The organism is Mesorhizobium sp. M0166 (assembly GCF_040322255.1).
In the GTDB taxonomy this organism is placed as follows: Bacteria; Pseudomonadota; Alphaproteobacteria; order Rhizobiales; family Rhizobiaceae; genus Mesorhizobium.
On the sequence record NZ_JAMYTD010000019.1, the window covers coordinates 103,277 to 121,038 of the forward strand.

The 17,762-nt window shown below is 62.7% G+C and carries 19 protein-coding genes; 8 read left to right on the plus strand and 11 right to left on the minus strand.

What is annotated here, in order from left to right; genetic code table 11:
* Positions 1-12 precede the first annotated feature (12 nt).
* The gene (locus NKJ46_RS20895) at positions 13-1,002 is read right to left on the minus strand and encodes a TIM barrel protein (RefSeq protein ID WP_352667090.1); all 990 of its coding nucleotides are present in this window, start codon (positions 1,000-1,002) and stop codon (positions 13-15) included.
* 247 nt (positions 1,003-1,249) lie between these two features.
* Between NKJ46_RS20895 and NKJ46_RS20900 the strand changes: the two genes are divergently transcribed.
* Entirely contained in the window at positions 1,250-2,728 is a 1,479-nt protein-coding gene (locus tag NKJ46_RS20900) for an esterase-like activity of phytase family protein (RefSeq protein ID WP_352667093.1), read from the plus strand.
* 147 nt (positions 2,729-2,875) lie between these two features.
* On the opposite strand, the gene NKJ46_RS20905 is transcribed toward NKJ46_RS20900, so the two are convergent.
* Positions 2,876-3,664, minus strand: coding sequence for a L,D-transpeptidase (locus NKJ46_RS20905; protein ID WP_352667096.1), 789 nt, complete (start codon positions 3,662-3,664; stop codon positions 2,876-2,878).
* Between the two features lie 193 nt (positions 3,665-3,857).
* Here NKJ46_RS20905 and NKJ46_RS20910 point away from each other — a divergent pair, with 193 nt between their 5' ends.
* The gene (locus tag NKJ46_RS20910) at positions 3,858-5,330 is read left to right on the plus strand and encodes an MATE family efflux transporter (RefSeq protein WP_352667099.1); all 1,473 of its coding nucleotides are present in this window, start codon (positions 3,858-3,860) and stop codon (positions 5,328-5,330) included.
* A gap of 9 nt (positions 5,331-5,339) precedes the next feature.
* On the opposite strand, the gene NKJ46_RS20915 is transcribed toward NKJ46_RS20910, so the two are convergent.
* Entirely contained in the window at positions 5,340-6,548 is a 1,209-nt protein-coding gene (locus NKJ46_RS20915) for an MFS transporter (protein WP_352667101.1), read from the minus strand.
* 156 nt (positions 6,549-6,704) lie between these two features.
* On the opposite strand from NKJ46_RS20915, the gene NKJ46_RS20920 reads away from it, so the two are divergent.
* A complete protein-coding gene (locus NKJ46_RS20920) occupies positions 6,705-7,280 on the plus strand; it encodes a TMEM175 family protein (RefSeq protein ID WP_352667103.1) in 576 nt (191 codons plus the stop codon).
* 121 nt (positions 7,281-7,401) lie between these two features.
* On the opposite strand, the gene NKJ46_RS20925 is transcribed toward NKJ46_RS20920, so the two are convergent.
* Positions 7,402-7,683: a hypothetical protein gene (locus NKJ46_RS20925; protein WP_023721174.1), complete on the minus strand. Its 282-nt coding sequence runs from the start codon at positions 7,681-7,683 to the stop codon at positions 7,402-7,404.
* 129 nt (positions 7,684-7,812) lie between these two features.
* Between NKJ46_RS20925 and NKJ46_RS20930 the strand changes: the two genes are divergently transcribed.
* Positions 7,813-8,676: an SDR family NAD(P)-dependent oxidoreductase gene (locus tag NKJ46_RS20930; RefSeq protein ID WP_352667106.1), complete on the plus strand. Its 864-nt coding sequence runs from the start codon at positions 7,813-7,815 to the stop codon at positions 8,674-8,676.
* Positions 8,677-8,721: 45 nt separating this feature from the next.
* Here the strand turns inward: NKJ46_RS20930 and NKJ46_RS20935 are convergent, their stop codons facing one another.
* The 3 genes from NKJ46_RS20935 to NKJ46_RS20945 form a co-directional block, all read right to left on the minus strand.
* A complete protein-coding gene (locus NKJ46_RS20935) occupies positions 8,722-9,153 on the minus strand; it encodes a low affinity iron permease family protein (RefSeq protein ID WP_352667144.1) in 432 nt (143 codons plus the stop codon).
* A gap of 87 nt (positions 9,154-9,240) precedes the next feature.
* Positions 9,241-9,882 carry a DapH/DapD/GlmU-related protein gene (locus NKJ46_RS20940; RefSeq protein ID WP_352667108.1) on the minus strand — a complete coding sequence of 214 codons (642 nt, stop codon included), beginning with the start codon at positions 9,880-9,882 and terminating at the stop codon, positions 9,241-9,243.
* Between the two features lie 94 nt (positions 9,883-9,976).
* A complete protein-coding gene (locus tag NKJ46_RS20945; protein ID WP_254818969.1) occupies positions 9,977-10,465 on the minus strand; it encodes a CreA family protein in 489 nt (162 codons plus the stop codon).
* A gap of 207 nt (positions 10,466-10,672) precedes the next feature.
* On the opposite strand from NKJ46_RS20945, the gene NKJ46_RS20950 reads away from it, so the two are divergent.
* Positions 10,673-11,251, plus strand: a complete 579-nt coding sequence (locus tag NKJ46_RS20950; protein WP_352667111.1) for an SCO family protein — start codon at positions 10,673-10,675, stop codon at positions 11,249-11,251.
* A gap of 11 nt (positions 11,252-11,262) precedes the next feature.
* A complete protein-coding gene (locus tag NKJ46_RS20955) occupies positions 11,263-12,135 on the plus strand; it encodes a 50S ribosomal protein L11 methyltransferase (protein WP_352667114.1) in 873 nt (290 codons plus the stop codon).
* Between the two features lie 39 nt (positions 12,136-12,174).
* Here NKJ46_RS20955 and NKJ46_RS20960 read toward each other — a convergent pair whose 3' ends face one another.
* Positions 12,175-12,354: a hypothetical protein gene (locus tag NKJ46_RS20960; protein WP_352667117.1), complete on the minus strand. Its 180-nt coding sequence runs from the start codon at positions 12,352-12,354 to the stop codon at positions 12,175-12,177.
* A gap of 200 nt (positions 12,355-12,554) precedes the next feature.
* On the opposite strand from NKJ46_RS20960, the gene NKJ46_RS20965 reads away from it, so the two are divergent.
* A complete protein-coding gene (locus NKJ46_RS20965) occupies positions 12,555-14,399 on the plus strand; it encodes an aminopeptidase P family protein (RefSeq protein WP_352667120.1) in 1,845 nt (614 codons plus the stop codon).
* Here NKJ46_RS20965 and NKJ46_RS20970 read toward each other — a convergent pair.
* The 3 genes from NKJ46_RS20970 to NKJ46_RS20980 form a co-directional block, all read right to left on the minus strand.
* Positions 14,389-15,279, minus strand: coding sequence for a LysR family transcriptional regulator (locus tag NKJ46_RS20970; protein WP_352667122.1), 891 nt, complete (start codon positions 15,277-15,279; stop codon positions 14,389-14,391). The two genes, NKJ46_RS20965 and NKJ46_RS20970, sit on opposite strands and share 11 nt — an antisense overlap.
* Before the next feature lie 317 nt (positions 15,280-15,596).
* Positions 15,597-15,893, minus strand: coding sequence for an AzlD family protein (locus NKJ46_RS20975; RefSeq protein ID WP_352667125.1), 297 nt, complete (start codon positions 15,891-15,893; stop codon positions 15,597-15,599).
* The gene (locus NKJ46_RS20980) at positions 15,890-16,618 is read right to left on the minus strand and encodes an AzlC family ABC transporter permease (protein ID WP_352667128.1); all 729 of its coding nucleotides are present in this window, start codon (positions 16,616-16,618) and stop codon (positions 15,890-15,892) included. Before NKJ46_RS20980 ends, NKJ46_RS20975 begins: the two co-directional genes overlap by 4 nt.
* A gap of 240 nt (positions 16,619-16,858) precedes the next feature.
* Here NKJ46_RS20980 and NKJ46_RS20985 point away from each other — a divergent pair, with 240 nt between their 5' ends.
* Positions 16,859-17,656, plus strand: a complete 798-nt coding sequence (locus NKJ46_RS20985) for a class I SAM-dependent methyltransferase (protein WP_352667131.1) — start codon at positions 16,859-16,861, stop codon at positions 17,654-17,656.
* Positions 17,657-17,762 lie beyond the last annotated feature (106 nt).

Consider the following 17,762-nt stretch of genomic DNA (forward strand, 5'->3'; position numbering starts at 1 on the left):
ATGGCCCCGGCCTCAGCTGTCCGGCCCGAGCATGGCTTCCTGGATTATGGCCTGCGAGGCGACCGCGTCCTGACGGTCGATGGCAGTGGATAGGCGATTGTCCTTTTCCAGCCGATCGACGACGCGCAGCATGCGCTTGACAGTCGCGATGTTGACTTCGCATTCGTGGACCGGGTCGAGCCCGGTCATGTCGGGGAACGTGTCGAAGTAGATTGCCCCGGCATAGCCGTCGCGGCGGATCTGCCTGAGCAGCTCGATCGTCTGCAGCGTGTGCACTGCGCCGACCATCAGGCCGTCGTCGCGCTTGGCGTAGCCGTCGTTGAGATGCACGCCGAGCAGCTTGCTATGGCGCGCCACGAGTGCTGCGGCAAAGGCCGGCTGCTCGTCGGCATAGAGCACATGCGCGAAATCGAGCGTCACGCCGAGATTGGGCAGGCCGATCTCGCGGATCGCCAGCAATGTCGTCGCCGCATCGGGCATCAGGCTGTAGGAGCGCGGCTCGTTGGGTTTGTATTCAAGGCTGATCTGACAGCCCGGGTCATGCGCCACTACTTCACGAATGCCATCGATTTCGTGTTGCCAGAGTGTTGCGTAGTCAGCTTGGAAGGCGTAGTCGAAGCCATCCTGCCCCAACCACAATGTCATCAGGCTGGCGCCGGCCTCGCGCGCGGCGTCGATGCCGGCCTTGGTCAGGTCGATGGCCTCGCGGCGAACGGAAGGATCCGGGTTGGTGAAGGCGCCGAGCTTGAAAGCCGGGTTAGAGTAGTAGCGCATGGCGAAGCCATTGATCGAAAGCCCGAAATCGCCGAGTTTGCGCGCCATTTCCGCAGGTTTTTCATCGACATGGTCGGGAAAGTTGAGGTCGAGATCGGTCAACTCCGCAACCTTCGCCGCACGTGCCGCCATTTGCAGCATGGACGGTTTGCCGACAAGATCGGGCCACTCGGACTGTGGCCGCGAGGCAAAGGAATTGAGGCGGGTGGCGAAACGATAGGCGGTCATCGGGGTCCTTTCATTGTCATAACTTTACACAAGAATGATTACTTGTAAAGTTGTTAATTGCTCGCTCGGCGACGACGAATTCGCCATACCCAGGCCAGTTGCGACCACGGGGGACAAGCAAGCGCGGCACTGTCACGCAAGTATCACGTTCGCGTCCTAGATCGCTTCTCCGAAGGCTTACGCGGCGTCCTTGATGCGACGCGACGCCTTTTCAGATCCCGGCAGCTTTGTCTCAAGGAGGATATCCATGAAAAACCTGCACCGAACCGCGTCCCTCGCCGTCGCGCTGGCGATGTTCACCGCCTTGACCCCGGCCTTGGCTGAAAACGCCGCGACAGTCGGCGGCGTCAGCTTCGTCAACAAGGGCCTAGTCGGTGTCGGCCGCATCCCGGCCAGCCAGAAGGACAAGTTCGGCGAGACGTTTGGGTCCGGCTCCGGCATGTCGATCGATGCTGCCGGCTGGACCCATGGGGCGGACGGCTACAAGGGCTCGCTTTGGCTGCTGCCGGATCGCGGCTACAATGTCGTCGGCACCACCGACTATCGCTCGCGTTTCAACACGATCGCCATCGAGTTCGCGCCGGCCGCGCCGGGTGCCACACCAGCCGCCGGGCAGGAACAGTCGGGCCTCAAGGCAACCTTAGCCGACACCATGCTTTTGACCGACGACAAGGGCGCCGACGCAACCGGCCTCGATCCGCTCAACGGCGTGCGCGCCGCGGCCGACGACATGCCGATCCTGCCCGAAGCCAACGGCAAGCTTGCGCTCGACAACGAGGCGATCGTGCGGCTGCCCGACGGCACCATGTTCATCTCGGACGAATACGGCCCGAACATCTATCGCTTCTCCGCCAATGGGCGTCTGATGTCGGCAACGCAGCCGCCGGCGGCGCTTGTCCCGATGCGTCATGGCACGCCGAACTTCGCGTCCGACAATCCGGGACCTGGCGCGGCGGACCCAGATCCGAAGGATCCCGAAACCGGCCGCCAGAACAACCAGGGCCTTGAAGGCATGGCACTGACGCCCGACGGCAAGTTCCTGATCGCCGTGCTGCAGTCGGCACCCAGACAAGATGGCGGCGATTCGCCCTCGACGCGCCGGAACACGCGCGCGCTGGTCTACGATGCTTCGGATCCTGACCAACTCAAGCTCGCGCATGAATATGTCGTGCCGCTGCCGGTGTTCACCGATGCCAAGGGCAAAACCAAGATCGCCGCGCAGAGCGAAATCGTGGCGCTGTCGGACAAGACCTTCCTGATGCTGGCGCGCGACAGCGGCAACGGCCAAGGGCTGAAGGGCGACACTTCGCTCCATCGCGAGATCAGCATCGTCGATGTGTCGGCGGCAACCGATATCGCCGGCACAGAGTTCGACAAGGACAAGCCGGTTGCGCCCAAGGGTGAGCTCGATGCATCGGTGACGCCCGCCAAGCTGACGCCGTTCATCGACATCAACGACAAGAGCGAGCTCGGCCGCTTCGGGCTGCACAATGGCGCGCCCAACGACCGCAACAACCTCTCAGAGAAGTGGGAGGCGATGTCGGTGGTGAGCGTCCTCGATCCAAAGCTCCCCGACGACTATTTCCTGTTGGTCGCCAATGATAATGACTTCCTCACGCAGGACGGCTCCCAGGTCGGCGCGACCTACAAGGCCGAGGATGGCGCCGATGTCGACACCATGTTCCTGGTCTATCAGGTCATGATTCCCGGCCTCGCCAAGAAGTAGTGGCACCCATACAGGCGGACGCGCCGAACGCGTCCGCCTGAGCTGGCGCGATTGAACGGTCGCGTTTCCGCAGTTGCGGCGCGCCCGCGCAAGGGCGGTGCCCTGGTGTGCTGCAAAACCTGCGACTGACGATCCAGTCGAAGGCACTTACCTCAACATCTCCGCGTCCTTTGGGACGCCAGCATCGATCGGCTCGGCTGTCCTGTCCGACACGGCGGCGATCTTCCCGGCGGCCGACAGGTTCGGGCGCACGAAGACCGGCGCGACGCCGTCGACGCGGCTGTAGAGGTCGATAATGTCCTGATTCATGAAGCGCACACAGCCGGAGGAAGCGTTCTTCCCGATGGAATCCCACTCGGGCGTGCCGTGCAGCCGATACATCGTGTCCTTGCCGTCGCGGAAGAGATACAGCGCGCGGGCGCCAAGCGGGCTCTGCGGGCCGGGCGGCATGCCGTCCTTGTATTTCGCCAGTTCCGGTCGGCGTTGGATCATTTCCGGCGGCGGCGTCCATACCGGCCACTTCTTTCTCGCCTGAACCACGGCGCTGCCGGTCCATCCGAAACCGGCCTTGCCGAGGCTGACGCCATAGCGAATTGCCTTGCCGCCGTCGCGCACCAGATAGAGGAAGTGCTCGGAAGTATCGACGACCATCGTGCCCGGTTTTTCGCCGGTCGGGTCGGACACGATTTGGCGCACGAACTTCGGATTGATCTTGGCTACCGGGATTGCCGGCAGTTGATAGCCCTCGTCGACGCGCGCCGCATACATGCTTGCCGCATCGCCGAGAGCCGGCTCGCTCGGCGCCGCTGTCACCGGCGGCGCCGCCACGTCCGTCGTGGTGCACGACGAAAGAGCCACGGAGGCCGCGCCCAGAGCGGATGCACCGAGAAAGGCGCGCCGGTTCAGGCGCTCAAAAAACAACGGAATATCAGACATGAGCCCCCCGGCTTACCCATGAGATCCAGGAAAATGCGGCCCCACGCATGCAGGATCAATATACGATTCCGGAAACTTTGAGAAATGCTTAGATCAAGGCACGCCAGGCGGAATTTGCGACGCCGCATCGACCTCTCCCGTTAAATCGGCAATCATTGCGGACTCAAGACAAGCCTTCGCCGAGTTGCCTGCCATGGACGACAACATGCCCCCGCGCCGGCGGACCGGCGACCTCACCAGTGGGCCTATCCCGCGCACCCTTTTACTGTTTGCCCTGCCGGTGCTCGGCTCCAATGTGCTGCAATCGCTCAACGGCTCGATCAATGCCGTGTGGGTCGGCCGTTTGCTCGGTGAAGCGGCGCTGACCGCCACGTCCAATGCAAACCTCGTGCTGTTTCTCATCCTCGGCACTGTCTTCGGCATCGGCATGGCGGCGACCATCCTGGTCGCGCAATCCGTCGGCGCTCGTGACCTGCCCGAAGCCCGGCGCATCGTCGGCACCAGCGCCACCTTCTTCTTCCTCGTCTCGGTGGTGTTCGCTGTCTGCGGCTGGATCTGGGTCGATGCGATCCTCGATGCACTCGGCACGCCGGCCGATGCTTTGCCGCTGGCGCGCTCCTATCTGCGCATCATCTTCCTGGCCGTGCCGATGATGAACCTGCTCTCCTTCGTCATGACAGTGCTGCGCGGCGCCGGCGACTCGCGCACGCCTTTCCTCTTCATGGCGCTGGCCGTCGTGCTCGACGTCATTTTGAACCCGTTGCTCATCCTCGGCATCGGCCCGTTCCCCGAACTCGGCATCGCCGGCTCGGCAGCCTCGACGCTGATCGGCCAGACGGTAAGCGTGGTTGCCATCCTGGTCGTGCTTTATGCGCGCAAGCACCCGCTGCGGCTGGCCGGCGCCAATCTTGCTCTGCTGCGGCCGGACCCGGCGCTGCTGCGACTTGTCGTCTTCAAGGGCGTGCCGATGGGCCTGCAGATGATCGTCGTCTCGTCCGCGGCTCTGACGGTGATGGGCATGGTCAATTCGTACGGCTCGCAGGTCGCAGCCGCCTACGGCATAGCCGCACAGCTCTGGACCTATATCCAGATGCCGGCACTCGCCATCGGCGCCGCGGTGTCGTCCATGGCGGCGCAAAATGTCGGCGCCGGGCACTGGGACCGGATCGGCCGCATCGCCGCCTCCGGCGTCGGCTTCAACCTTGTGCTCACCGGCGTGCTTGTCGCGCTGCTGTTCGTATTCGATCGCGCGGTGCTCAGCCTCTTCCTCGGCAGCGACAGTGCAGCAATCGACATCGCCACTCACATCAACAAGATCGCGTCGTGGTCCTTCATCCTGTTCGGCATCACCATCGTGCTCTTCGCCACCGTGCGTGCCACTGGCGCGGTGATGCCGCCGCTGATCATCCTGGTGATCTCGGTGCTGCTGGTGCGCACCAGCTTCGCCTATTTCTTCCGAAGCGTGATCGGCGAGGAAGCGCTGTGGTGGAGCTTTCCGGCCGGCTCGATAACCTCGCTCGTGCTGGCCGCGGCCTATTATCGCTTCGGCCGCTGGCGCAGCCTGCACATGATCGAGAGCCGGCCGGCTGCCGGCGAACCCCCGGATACCGGCCTCGGCGTACCGCGCCAGCGCGCCCATCTTTCACCCGAGACGCCGAACGGCTGAAAGGCCGGCTCAGCGCGCGTATTTCGCGCCAAGGCCGAGCGCCACCAGGGAAAAGACGGCAATCATGCCGGCAAAGGCCACGCTTGCCACGGTCGCGCTTGTCATGGTCGACAGGACGCCGATGCCGATCACCGGCAGCGCGTTGCCGCAAAAACAGCAGATGAAGAAGGCCGAGACGACTTCCGCGCGCCGGTCCGCCGGCGCGATCTCGTTCACCACTTGCAAGCCGCCGCGATAGCCGAGCGCTGCCGCCACGCCGCACAAGGCGGTCCCGGCAATCATTATGGCCATCGAGGCGAAGACCTGCGCCGCAACAATCAGCGCGACGGTTGGGATCATCAGCGCAAGCGCTGCGAACATCGCGGCTCGGCTCGAAAGTCGTGCTGTCGCTACAATGGTGGCGGCCGTCACGATCGCCAATTCAAAGAACAGAGCGCCGGCTTCGGCATGATTGGTTACCTGCAGTTGTTGCGCCAAAATGCTCGGTGCGAGTGCTGCATAAAAGCCGACCAGCGCCATTGCGCCAAAGCCGGTCACCGCCGGCGCAACGAAACTTGCGCGGATGTCATCGGGCACGGAAAGCCGCGGCCGCATCGAAACGTCAGCCAGTCTCCCCGGCCGCGAAACGGTTTCCCGCGTGCGCCAGACCAGCAGGGTTACAGTCGCGAGCATCGCAAGGTAGACGACGAATGTCAGCCTGAGCGGCCAAGGCGCGTATTCGGCAAGCAACCCGGCCCCCAGCGCACCGAGGCCGAGGCCGAGGAAATTGGTGCTGGTGGCAATCGTCGCCGCCTGTGACTTGTCGTCGGTCGGGAGCAATTCGGCGAGCCAGGCGGTGCCGGTACCCGCGCCGACCCCGATTCCCAGTCCGCTCAGAATTCGGGCGACATCGAGCCAGGCGACATTTTCGGCGAACAGGAAAACCACCGCGCTGACAACGGCCACCGCCATCCCGGCCAATGCCATTGGACGGCGCCCGATGACATCGGACACACGCCCCAACATCAGCAGCGCCGCCAGATTGCCGATGACATAGACGGCGTAGACCAGCGTCAACGTGATCTGCGAGAAACCGAAGACCTGCTTGTAGATGATGTAAAGTGGCGTCAGCGCCGTGCTGCCAGCGAAAAGAGCCGCGATCATGGCGGCCACGGCGGCCACTGCAGCGCGGCCGCCGAGTTCGTGATCGCGCGTCATGACTTGAGCGTGAGCTGTCATTTTTTCGACCTTTTGCTGTTCGGGATCTGACATCCTAACGCCTTTTTCGCGTCAGCCGTTCCCCCTCCCCGACTTGCTCCTGACAACTTTGGCAGCTTTGCCGATGGCGCTGAGCGAGATCCTCTTTTAACTTCAGCGGATTATCAGGGGAGATTCATGGGCAAGGGACGGGTCGAGGCATTCACCGATGGCGTGGTCGCCATCATCATCACCATCATGGTGCTGGAATTGAAGGTGCCGCATGGCGAGGATTTTTCCGCGCTGGCACCGCTCTGGCCGATCTTCCTCAGCTATGTGCTGTCCTTCATCAATGTCGGCATCTACTGGAACAATTTGCACAACATGTTCCATACCGTGCAGCGGGTCGACGGCCGTGTGCTTTGGGCGAACCTCAACCTGCTGTTCTGGCTGTCGCTGATGCCGGCGACGACAGCCTTCATGGGTGAGAACCATTTCGCGCCGGTGCCGGTCGCCGTCTACGGTGTTGACCTGGCGCTCTGCGCCATCGGCTTCAACATCCTCACCATGGCCCTGCATCGGCTGCACGGCAGCGAGAGCCTTTTCGCCCGGGCGTTGGGCAATGACCTCAAGGGAAAAATCTCGCTGGTGCTCTATCTTTCCGCCATCGCGCTGACCTTCGTCAATCACTGGATCGGTGTCGCGATCTATATCCTGGTGGCGATGGTCTGGTTCGTGCCAGACAGGCGCTTCGAGCGGCTAATCGAGAAATAGACGGATCATGATCCCGAACCGAAGGATCGCGTCAGCGAAAAGTGGATGCCGGTTTCGGGAAAGATCATGGTCAAACGAGACGATAGGCCCCGTCCCGAATTCTATCGGGATGGAACAGGCTCTAGCCTCGCATTTCTTTCAGCTTTTCCGCTACTGAGGCGGCAAGGTCGGCGTAGCGCTCCTCCAGCCGCTCGGCCGCTTTGATCACTGAAAAATCATGGCCGAATTTTTCCAGCGCCATGCGCAGCTTTTCGACAAACTCCGCCTGTTTTTCGAGCGCCGAAAACAGCGTTTTCACTTGCGCTTCGCTGATGTCGGGATTGGCAAGCATTTGCGGCACTTCGCGGCTCATCTGGTCGCCGGTTGCGGTCTGTTCTTTCAGGATCTCGATCCAGTCGGTCAATCGTCAGTCTCCTTTTTCAATATCAGCATGCGCAGCGCCCGCCGACGCGGTCAACCCGAAGATGCCGGCATCGGCTTGCGCGAGCCTCGTTCCGCGCTAAGTTCGCCGCGGCCAGAACAGGAGAACATCATGACCACCGACGCCGAGATCCAGACCGCCCTACCCGCACTTGCCTCCGGTAATGTCGCCGTCATCACCGGCGCGGCCAGCGGTATCGGCTTTGCCGCTGCCAAACGGCTGGCGGCGATGGGCATGAAGATCGTACTGGCCGACATCGGCGGCGCACGCCTCGATGAGGCCCGACACGCCGTCGCCGCCATCGCCGGCGACAGCGCCGTGCTTGCCGTTGCCACTGACGTCTCGAAAGCCGACGAGCTCGACCGTCTGGCCGAAAGGACATCCGGCACTTTCGGCGACGTATCGCTGCTGATGAACAATGCCGGCGTTGGCAACAACCCCGGCAAGCCGTGGGAGAACCGTGACGCCTGGAAGCGACTGCTGGACATCAATTTCTGGGGTGTCGTGCATGGCGTCGAGGCCTTCGCGCCACGCATGCTGGCGGCGGGAAAGCCCGGCCTGATTGTCAACACCGGCTCCAAGCAAGGCATTACCACGCCGCCCGGCAACCTCGCCTACAACGTCTCCAAGGCTGGCCTGAAGACCTATACCGAGGGCCTTGCACACGCGCTGCGCAACGAGCCCGGCGCCAGTGTCGCGGCGCATCTGCTCATTCCGGGGTTCACTTTTACCGGCCTGACCGAAGGTGCGACCGAAAAGCCGGCCGGCGCCTGGACCGGCGAGCAGGTCATCGACTTCATGCTCGCCTCGCTGCTGCGTGGCGATTTCTACATCCTGTGCCCCGATAACGAGGCGACCCGGTCCATGGACGAAAAGCGTATGGCCTGGGCGATTGGCGACATCATCGAGAACCGCCCTGCCCTGTCGCGCTGGCACCCGGACTACAAGGAAGCCTTTGCAGCATTCATGAAATGATCCCGTTCGCGCAGGCTCTGTTGGGAAGCCTGACAACAAGCTCGCTCACGCCGCCGAGTGCTTCTTCGCGTTGCGCTTTTTAGCCACCGCCTTGGCTGCGGCCATGTCGGCGATCTGTTCGTCGTGCCGCTTCGCCGCGCGTTCACATTTGGCGCGGATTTCCTCGAGCTCGGATTCGGTCAGATGCTCGATGCCGATAAAGGTATTCTTGGCTTTGCTGACGCGGATCAGCTCGTCGAGCTTGGCCTGGATAGCTGCACTGTCGCGGTTCTGGGTGTTCTGGATGAGAAACACCATCAGGAAGGTGACGATCGTGGTGCCGGTATTGATGACGAGCTGCCAGGTGTCGGAAAAGCCGAAAACCGGACCGCTTACAGCCCAGATCACAATGATCAGGAAACAGACGGCAAACGTCGGCGGCAGACCGGCAAGATGGGCGATATAGTTGGCGATCCTGGTGAACAGCTTTTCGATCATGGCAGGGGGAAACAATCGGCAGCTGCTTGGAGTTCCCTGCGGGGAGGAATTCACGGTCAAACCGCGCACGCGCCGCGCTCGTAACGGTCAGGTGCCGTCGTTTTCCCAGCGGTCGAGGAAAGCCTCGATGGGCAAGGCCTGCATGTCGGGGACTGCCCTGGCCAGTTTCTCGACCGGCCAGTCCCACCAGGCAAGACGTTCGATCCGTGCCGCAGTTTCCGGGCTGAAGCGCTGCCGCAATGGGCGGCCCGGAACGCCGGCGACGATTGCATAGGCCGGCACGTCTCGCGTCACTACCGCATTGGCACCAACGATCGCGCCATTGCCGATCACTATGCCAGGCATGATCACGGCGCCATGGCCGATCCAGACATCATGACCGATGCTGACGGCTTTCGCCCGCCGGCGGTCCCGGAACGCCTGATCGACACCCAGCCAGCGGAAATATTCGTTGGGCCGGTAGCTGATCTTGTGCTGCGTCAGCCGCTCGACCGGATGCTCCAGCGCATTGATGCGGCTGTTGGCGGCAATCGAGCAGAATTTGCCGATCGTCGTATAGATCGCCTCGGCATGGCGCTCGAAGTAGGAGAAGTCGCCGACCGTCACCTCGCGCAGGATGACCCGCTCGCCGATCGACGCATAGCGTCCAAGCTTGCATGCCTTCAGCTCCGCCGTCGGATGAATGCGCGGCTCGGGATCTTTCAGGACAAGGTGTTCGGGACGGTCCATGCGGGCGCTTTACGCCCGCGCGCATAGTCTCGCAAGCCGAGTGCAGCGCCGCACATCCGTTTGGGCGCCAAGGACCCTGTAGCACCTTAAGTCTCTATTTCGGCTTGCCGCTGGTCCACACCACGTTCTGGCCGTAGAGCGGCACAGTGGTGACCGACATTTTTGCCGAGCCATCCTGCACCTGCCGCGAATGCGACAGGTAAATCAGCGTCTCGTTGGCCTTGTCGTAGATGCGGTTCACCACCTGCTTTTTCCAGATCAGGCTGATGCCTTGCTTGAACACCTCCTCGCCGGCCTCGCTCATGTCGATGTCGCCAATGGTGATCGGCCCGGTCTGGCGGCAGGAGATCGAGGAATCGGACGGGTCCTCGAACCAGTTGCCTTTCTGCAGGCGGTCGATCATGCCGCGGTCGAAATAGGAGACGTGGCAGGTCACGCCCTCGACCTTCGGATCCTTGATCGCCTCGACGATGATGTCGTTGCCGAGCCAATCGACGCCGACCTTGCCGACTTCCTCGGCGGCGGCGGCGCCGGCACCAATGACAAGGCATGCGGCCAACGCGCCGCCAATCAGTTTTCGCAAAGAGGCCTCCTGCGGTTCGAATTTTGCCGACCTCAGGTGGGACGAACGGCAGCGCTTTGCAAGCAGATCGCCTCCCACAGCATTGCCGGTTGCGGCAACGCGACATCTTTGCGTCGGCGCGACCGAACCGCTAAGAGTGTTCGCCACGCCCAGGGCCTTCACGGCGCCAATCCGGCGCCCGATGGAAATAACGACGGACTTTCACTGATGATGCGTTCAATTCTGGTCGGTATTCTCGTCCTGATGGCGGCCGGAATCGGCTGGCTCACCTTCGACTGGTACCGCGGACATTATGGCGGCGAGCCGTTCGGAGCACCTTTCACGCTGGTCGACCAGAAGGGCGCGCCGGTCACCGAAGCCGCCTTTCGCGGCCACCCCAGCGTCGTCTTCTTCGGCTTCACCCATTGTCCGGAAGTCTGTCCGACCACGCTTTTCGAGTTGGCCGGCTGGCTGAAGACGATGGGCGATGACGGCAAGAGCCTGCGCGCCTATTTCGTTACGGTCGACCCGGAGCGCGACACGCCCGAAATCATGAACACTTATGTCAGCAATTTCTCCGATCGCATCCTCGGCATCACCGGCGATCCCGACAAGGTCCACGCCATGGCCAAGTCCTTCGGCATCTACTGGAAGAAAGTCGACACGAACGACGGCGACTACACGATGGACCACACCGCTTCGGTGCTGCTGCTCAATGCCAAGGGCGACTTCGCCGGCACTATAGCCTATGGCGAAAGCCCGGACGCCGCCATCGCCAAGCTCAAACGGCTGGCGGCGGAAGGTTGACATATCCGGTAATGACGCAGACGCGTTTGTATTTCACCGCGGGCAAGATCGAGGCTGATCGCATCTTCGCGGCGCTCGGTGCGGCGTTCGACGATGAGGGCCTGCCGATTGCGGTGCTCGAGGTCGACGAGGACCGCGACATCCACGAAGTATCGCTCTATGCCGACGACGACGTCGATGCGATCGAGGCGCGGCTTAGGAACATCCTTGCCGGACTGTCACTGTCGAAACCGATAGCGCGCGAAGCGCTGCCCGACATCGACTGGGTGGCGCGCTCGCTAGAGGGATTGAAGCCGGTGCGGGCCGGGCGCTTCTTCGTCCATGGCGCGCATGACCGCAGGAAGCGCCACAGCGGCGAGCTCGCCATCGAGATCGAGGCCGGCCTCGCCTTCGGCACCGGCCATCACGGCACTACCGCCGGCTGCCTCGAAATGCTGGAGCAGGTCATACGGCGCGAGCATCCGCGCAACGCGCTCGACCTTGGCACCGGCAGCGCGGTGCTCGCCATCGCGGTGGCCAAGCTCGCGCATATTCCGGTGCTGGCGACCGACATCGACCCCGTCGCCGTCAAGGTGGCCGCCGCCAATGCGCGGCTGAACCAGGTCAAGGGGTTTATTGAAACGGTAGCGGCGCCCGGTTTTCATCATCCGATCTTTGCCGCGCGTGCACCCTTCGACCTGATCGTCGCCAACATATTGGCGCGGCCGCTGATGCGTCTGGCGCCGCAAATGGCCGGACATATCGCGCTCGGTGGCTCGATCGTCTTATCGGGCATCCTCGGGCGCCAGCGCGACGCGGTAGTCGCAGCCTATGTCGGCCAGAAATTCCGGCACGTCCGCACCTTGCACCGCGAGGGCTGGGTGACGATTCACCTCAAGCGCTGAGGCGCAGCGCCTTCAACGCAAGCCGGAATCCGCTCGGACTTAGCGCGAGTTCGCCGCTTTCTTCAGCTGTTCGCGATCGTAGCCATGAGCTTTCAGCGTTTCGTCGTCAAAGCCAAGCAGAACGCCGCTCACATACCGGCTCGCTTCGCGCTGGCGAGCTTCGATCAGCGCGTTCACAGCGTTTCTGAAAAATCCGCGTCCGGGTGAAATCGTGGACATGACGGTCTCCTTTGCAGGGCAATAGGACTCTTTCCTCCACATGAAGAAGGTAAGCCTTGCTGACGCTTTTTGAAATCGCCGATTCTGCATGGCCTCCATGCGCAAAAGACGCTGTAGCGGCCGGCCATCATCGGTCCGAAATCGATTCCGATTTTCGAAGTCATGCGCTACGGTCGCGCCAGCATTCGAGGAGAGCCGACATGTTCCAGACCTTCGATTCCGCCGGCGATCCGGCCGTTGGCAAGCCGCGCGTGGCAATGCTGCGCCAATGGTTGGCGGCGAACGGGCTGGATGGCTTCATCGTGCCCCGTGCCGACGAGCACCAGGGCGAATATGTCGCCGACCGCTCGGCACGGCTGAAATGGCTGACCGGCTTCAGCGGCTCGGCCGGAGTCGCCATTGTGCTTGGCGAGCGCGCCGTCATGTTTGTCGACGGGCGCTACACGCTGCAGGTGCGCCAGGAGGTCGATCTCGACATCTTTTCGATCGAGAGCCTTGTCGACAACCCGCCGGCCAACTGGATCAAGGACAATCTCGGCCAGGGCGTGCGGTTGGGCTTCGATCCGTGGCTGCATACGATCAGCGACGTCAAGGCGCTGAAGGCTTCGGCCGAGAAATCAGGCGCGGTACTGGTGCCGCTCGACGAGAATCCGATCGACGCCATCTGGCAGGACCAGCCCGGGCCGCCACTGGCGCCGGTCGAGATCCACCCGATCGGCTTTGCCGGCGAACTGGCCAAGGACAAGCTGGTGCGGCTGGCGGCGGCCATCGAGAAGGACGGCGCCACCCATGCCGTGCTGACCGACCCCTCCTCCATCGCCTGGGCCTTCGACATTCGTGGCGGCGACGTACCGCACACACCGCTGGCGCTCGGCTTTGCCGTGCTGGCCGCCGACGGGTCGCATCTGCTTTTCATGGACCAGCGCAAGTTTTCGCGCACCGTCGCGGCCTATCTGACGCAACTCGCTGAATTGCACGACCCAGGTGAATTCGAAACGGCAATCGTCACCCGGGCCAAGGGCGGCGCAAAAATCGCGCTGGACCCGGTTCTAGCGGCGGACAAGCTCAGGATGCTGGTCGAGGATAATGGCGGCACCGTCATTGCCGTGCCCGATCCGGCCCGCATTCCACGCGCAACAAAGAACAAAGCTGAGATCGCCGGCGCCCGCGCCGCGCATCGCCGCGACGGCGCCGCGGTCGCCAAGCTGCTGTGCTGGCTCGACCGCCAGAAGCCCGGCACGCTCGACGAAATCGCCGTTGTCACAAGGCTTGAGGAGACGCGCCGGCAAACCGGCGAAGAAACACAGATGCCGCTGCGCGACGTATCGTTCGATACCATCTCCGGCGCTGGTCCTAACGGCGCCATCATGCACTACCGCGTCTCCCGCGCCACCAATCGCAAACCGCGAGATGGCGAGCTGTTCCTGCTCGATTCCGGCGGGCAGTACCAGGACGGCACCACCGACATCACCCGCACCGTGCCGATCGGCACGCCAACCGAGGAGATGCGCGAGCGCTTCACGCTGGTGCTGAAGGGCATGATCGGCATCTCCATGCTGCGCTTCCCCCAGGGCACGCGCGGCTCCGAGATCGATGCCGTAGCCCGCCTGGCGCTGTGGAGACACGGCTGCGATTTCGCCCATGGCACCGGGCACGGTGTCGGTTCCTATCTTGCCGTGCACGAGGGCCCGCAGCGTATCGCCAAGACCGGCACCGAAAAGCTGCTGGCCGGCATGATCGTCTCCAATGAGCCCGGCTATTACAAGGAAGGTTCTTACGGCATCCGCATAGAGAACCTGGTCCTGGTGACGCCGGCTGAGGCAATCGAGGGCGGCGACATCGCCATGCATGGCTTCGAGACACTGACGCTGGTCCCGATCGACAAGCGGCTGGTCCGATCGGACCTCTTAACCCGTGACGAGCTCCATTGGCTCGACGAATACCATGCGCGGGTGCTGGCCGAGATCGGACCTATGCTCGACGGCGAAACGCTGGCCTGGCTGGAAAAAGCAACCGCCCCGCTGCCGCACGACTTCAAGCAATAGCTGCGGTCGCAACGCCGGTTGACAGGCTTTGCTCCGCAAGCAGTTCCTGCAAAGCCGTGACGTTAGGAGAACCGGCTCCCTTGCGCCAGAACAACACCGTGACGGCGTTGTCTTCGTCAGCGGGCAGTTCGTGCAGCTTTAGCCAGCGGCTCTCCGGGAAACCCGAAAGCACACTTTTCGGCATCAGCGCTATGCCCATGCCAGCCACCACGCAACCAAGGATGGCATGGTATGAACCAAGCTCGATGGTTTTCTCGGCCATAAACCCTCTGCGCGCATACCATTGTTCCAGCCGCTTGCGGTGCGGGCAGCCGTGCTCGAAGGCTATCATGGTTTTGGGCATGTCGAGGCGGTCATCGATCGAAACGCGCGATGCCGCCGAGACGATGACCAATTGCTCCTGGAATGCTGACTGCTTTTCGAACGGAGCGTCGGCGATCGGCTCGGCGGCGAAGGCTGCATCGAGGTCGCCGGCAAGCATGGCGGTCGCGAGAACCTGCGGATTGCCGGTGCGCAACTGGATTTCCACTTCGGGATAACGTGCGTGATAATCGGCGAGCAGACTTGGAAGCCGTGCCGCGGCGGTGCTCTCCATGGCACCTAGGCGAAGCGTGCCGCGCGGGCGTGGATCGAGCATCGCCGTTCGCGCCTCCTCCGCAAGCGCCAGCAGCCGATCCGCATAGCCGACCAATTTGTGACCGGCCGGCGATACGTGCAGGCGCTTGCCCTCCCGGATAAACAGCTGCACCCCGAGATCTTCCTCGAGCTGCCGGATGCGTGTGGTCACGTTCGACTGCACGCGAAACAGTTTTTCCGCCGCCCTGGTGATTCCGCCCTCGCGCACCACCGTGCGGAAGATGCGCAGATCGGCCAAATCCATACATCTCTCCTGGAGAACATAACGATCTTAATTATTCATTTTAGCTGATTAGGCCTTTGCCGTAAATCACCGGTGCAGCTGCCGATCAACACGGCAAACCAGGAGAGATGGAAAATGTCGCGTGAGCCCTTCGACATCCAGCCGATCGATCTAAGCGCATTGACGCCGAAGCAGCGCGAGGCGCTCTATAGCCGCGCCGTACGTCGCGCCCACCAGGAGAGAGCGGAGGCGATCCGGCTGAGCCTGTCGCGGGTCGGCGCGGCAATAGTCGCTGCGGTAAAGCGCATGTGTGCTCTCGCCGCCAAGGCAAAAGTCGATCAGCCGACGAGCTGCCGCGCGAGGATCAGCACGGCAGCACCCGCCAGGAACATCGCCATCAGCCCGCCGCGCAGTGAGACAAGGCCGGCAACGATCAAGGCTGCCCATTCCGCCGGTCCGGCGCTGAGCGCCGCCGGCGCCACCAGCGTGGTCAGCACCGCCGCCGGCACGGCGCTGAGCCCGGCTTCGACGCGCGGATGGATATGATCGAAGCGTGAGATCACCAGATGACCGCCGATGCGGGTCAGATAGGTCGCGATCGAAGCGGCGATGATGATCCACAAGGTCGTGCTCATGGCCGTGCCTCCACGCCGCTGTGGCGGGGCGGCACGATGACGGCGAGCAGCACGCCGGCCAGCGCACCGATGGAAACATGCCAGGGCGAGCCGACCGTCTTGTAGGCAATGATGGAGGCGGCAGCGCTGGCGACGACCACCGGCAGCCACAGCGGCCGCTTGCGGAAGCTCATGACCAGGCCGAGAAAATAGATCGGCAGCAGGAAATCGACGCCCAGTGCATGGGTGTCGGGAATAAGCTTGCCGAACATCGCGCCGAGCGCGCTTTCGATGATCCAGAACACATAGACCGGCAGCCCAAGCCCCATATACCAGGTGAACCCGACGGTCTCGCCGGCCTCCGCCTTGCGCTCGGCCACCGCGAACTGCGGATCGGTAAGCACGAAGTAGCCTATCGCCTGCTGGATCAGTGGCCAATGCGCGATGCGCCGGCCGATACCGGCCGAATAGAGCACATGGCGAAAATTCACAGCGAAGATCGACAGCACGATCAGCCACGGCGCGACATGCTGGCCGAACAGCTCGATGCCGACCATCTGGCTGGCGCCGCCGAACACCGTTGCGCTCATCAGGAACGCTTCGAGCACGGAAAACCCGTTGTCGACTGCGAGCGCCCCGAACAGCAACGCAAACGGCGCCGACGCCACCACGACGGGCATGCTGAGCCGCACGCCGTCCCAGAAATCGTTTTTCGCGCTGTTTTCGGAGATTGCTTCCGCCGACATCGACCGCTCCTCGGGAAGGGCCTATGTAGGGAGGGCGGTCCGGCTTGTCACACCAATTCGCTTGAGGCAAACGATCAGCGGAAATGACAGCTGAAGCGTCGCGGCAAGCGCGCTCCAGTGCCCAGTGGATAAAATCAGACGCTTGGCACCTGGGAGGGCATATCCGTTGGCGCCCATCGGTCCTTGCCGAAGTGGCGGCCACAGACCAGGGCCAGAGGTGGTTCCCCAGAGGTGGTTGCAATGAGCGAATTTTTCATCGATCCAAAATTCGGTCGCCTGGCCTTCGGCGCCGATCCCGGCAGCTATCACGCGACGCGGCCTGGCTATCCTGATTGGGTATTCGAAATTCTATGTGAACGGTGCGGTCTCGCGCATGGCACGACGACGTTCGAGATTGGCGCAGGTACAGGAACTGCTACGCGCCGCTTACTCGAACTGGGCGCGAGTCCGATGCTCGCCATCGAGCCGGATTCTCGCCTCGCGACTTTCCTTTGCGAGACTATTCAGGACAAGGCGCTCTCGGTGAGCGTCTCTGCGTTTGAGGATGCCGTCCTTGAGAAGGCCGGTTTTGATCTCGGCGTCAGCGCCACTGCCTTTCATTGGCTGGACGAGGACATGGCGCTGGTCAAGGTCGCCGAGCTGCTTCGGCCGGGCGGCTGGTGGGCAATGGTCTGGAATGTATTCGGCGACAACAGTCGCCCTGATCCCTTTCATGATGCGACGAAGGCACTGCTTGAAGGACCTTCGAGCCCTTCGGCGGGCTCAAATGGTATTCCGTTCGCGCTTGATGCCGAGGCCCGCGTGGCGGCGCTGGAGCGAACCGGCGCGTTCGATGCCATCGAACAGCGGACAAGCGTCTGGTCGCTCGTCCTCGATCCTGACCAGACGGTCGCCCTCTATGCCACTTTTTCCAATATCAACATCCGCAGCGACCGCGAAGCAATCCTCGCGGAGCTGGGGCGCATCGTCCGCGACGAGTTCCAAGGCTCCATAACCCGCAACATGACCACCAGCCTCTACACTGCGCGGCGCATTTGACCGTCTGATTTATCCGCTAGACTAGTTTCCGTCCACAAACGCCCATTTTGGTGAGCGTTTACAGAGGTTTGCCGCAGGAAGAAACGTCGTTTGCGGTACCGGCCGA

Excerpts from the sequence above, each read along its gene's own strand:
- NKJ46_RS20965 (WP_352667120.1), top strand. The coding sequence starts at position 12,555 with ATGTTCCAGACCTTCGATTCCGCCGGCGATCCGGCCGTTGGCAAGCCG.
- NKJ46_RS20970 (WP_352667122.1), bottom strand. The coding sequence starts at position 15,279 with ATGGATTTGGCCGATCTGCGCATCTTCCGCACGGTGGTGCGCGAGGGC.
- NKJ46_RS20980 (WP_352667128.1), bottom strand. The coding sequence starts at position 16,618 with ATGTCGGCGGAAGCAATCTCCGAAAACAGCGCGAAAAACGATTTCTGG.
- NKJ46_RS20930 (WP_352667106.1), top strand. The coding sequence starts at position 7,813 with ATGACCACCGACGCCGAGATCCAGACCGCCCTACCCGCACTTGCCTCC.
- NKJ46_RS20935 (WP_352667144.1), bottom strand. The coding sequence starts at position 9,153 with ATGATCGAAAAGCTGTTCACCAGGATCGCCAACTATATCGCCCATCTT.
- NKJ46_RS20975 (WP_352667125.1), bottom strand. The coding sequence starts at position 15,893 with ATGAGCACGACCTTGTGGATCATCATCGCCGCTTCGATCGCGACCTAT.
- NKJ46_RS20955 (WP_352667114.1), top strand. The coding sequence starts at position 11,263 with ATGACGCAGACGCGTTTGTATTTCACCGCGGGCAAGATCGAGGCTGAT.
- NKJ46_RS20920 (WP_352667103.1), top strand. The coding sequence starts at position 6,705 with ATGGGCAAGGGACGGGTCGAGGCATTCACCGATGGCGTGGTCGCCATC.
- NKJ46_RS20960 (WP_352667117.1), bottom strand. The coding sequence starts at position 12,354 with ATGTCCACGATTTCACCCGGACGCGGATTTTTCAGAAACGCTGTGAAC.
- NKJ46_RS20940 (WP_352667108.1), bottom strand. The coding sequence starts at position 9,882 with ATGGACCGTCCCGAACACCTTGTCCTGAAAGATCCCGAGCCGCGCATT.
- NKJ46_RS20910 (WP_352667099.1), top strand. The coding sequence starts at position 3,858 with ATGGACGACAACATGCCCCCGCGCCGGCGGACCGGCGACCTCACCAGT.
- NKJ46_RS20895 (WP_352667090.1), bottom strand. The coding sequence starts at position 1,002 with ATGACCGCCTATCGTTTCGCCACCCGCCTCAATTCCTTTGCCTCGCGG.
- NKJ46_RS20950 (WP_352667111.1), top strand. The coding sequence starts at position 10,673 with ATGATGCGTTCAATTCTGGTCGGTATTCTCGTCCTGATGGCGGCCGGA.
- NKJ46_RS20915 (WP_352667101.1), bottom strand. The coding sequence starts at position 6,548 with ATGACAGCTCACGCTCAAGTCATGACGCGCGATCACGAACTCGGCGGC.
- NKJ46_RS20985 (WP_352667131.1), top strand. The coding sequence starts at position 16,859 with ATGAGCGAATTTTTCATCGATCCAAAATTCGGTCGCCTGGCCTTCGGC.
- NKJ46_RS20905 (WP_352667096.1), bottom strand. The coding sequence starts at position 3,664 with ATGTCTGATATTCCGTTGTTTTTTGAGCGCCTGAACCGGCGCGCCTTT.
- NKJ46_RS20900 (WP_352667093.1), top strand. The coding sequence starts at position 1,250 with ATGAAAAACCTGCACCGAACCGCGTCCCTCGCCGTCGCGCTGGCGATG.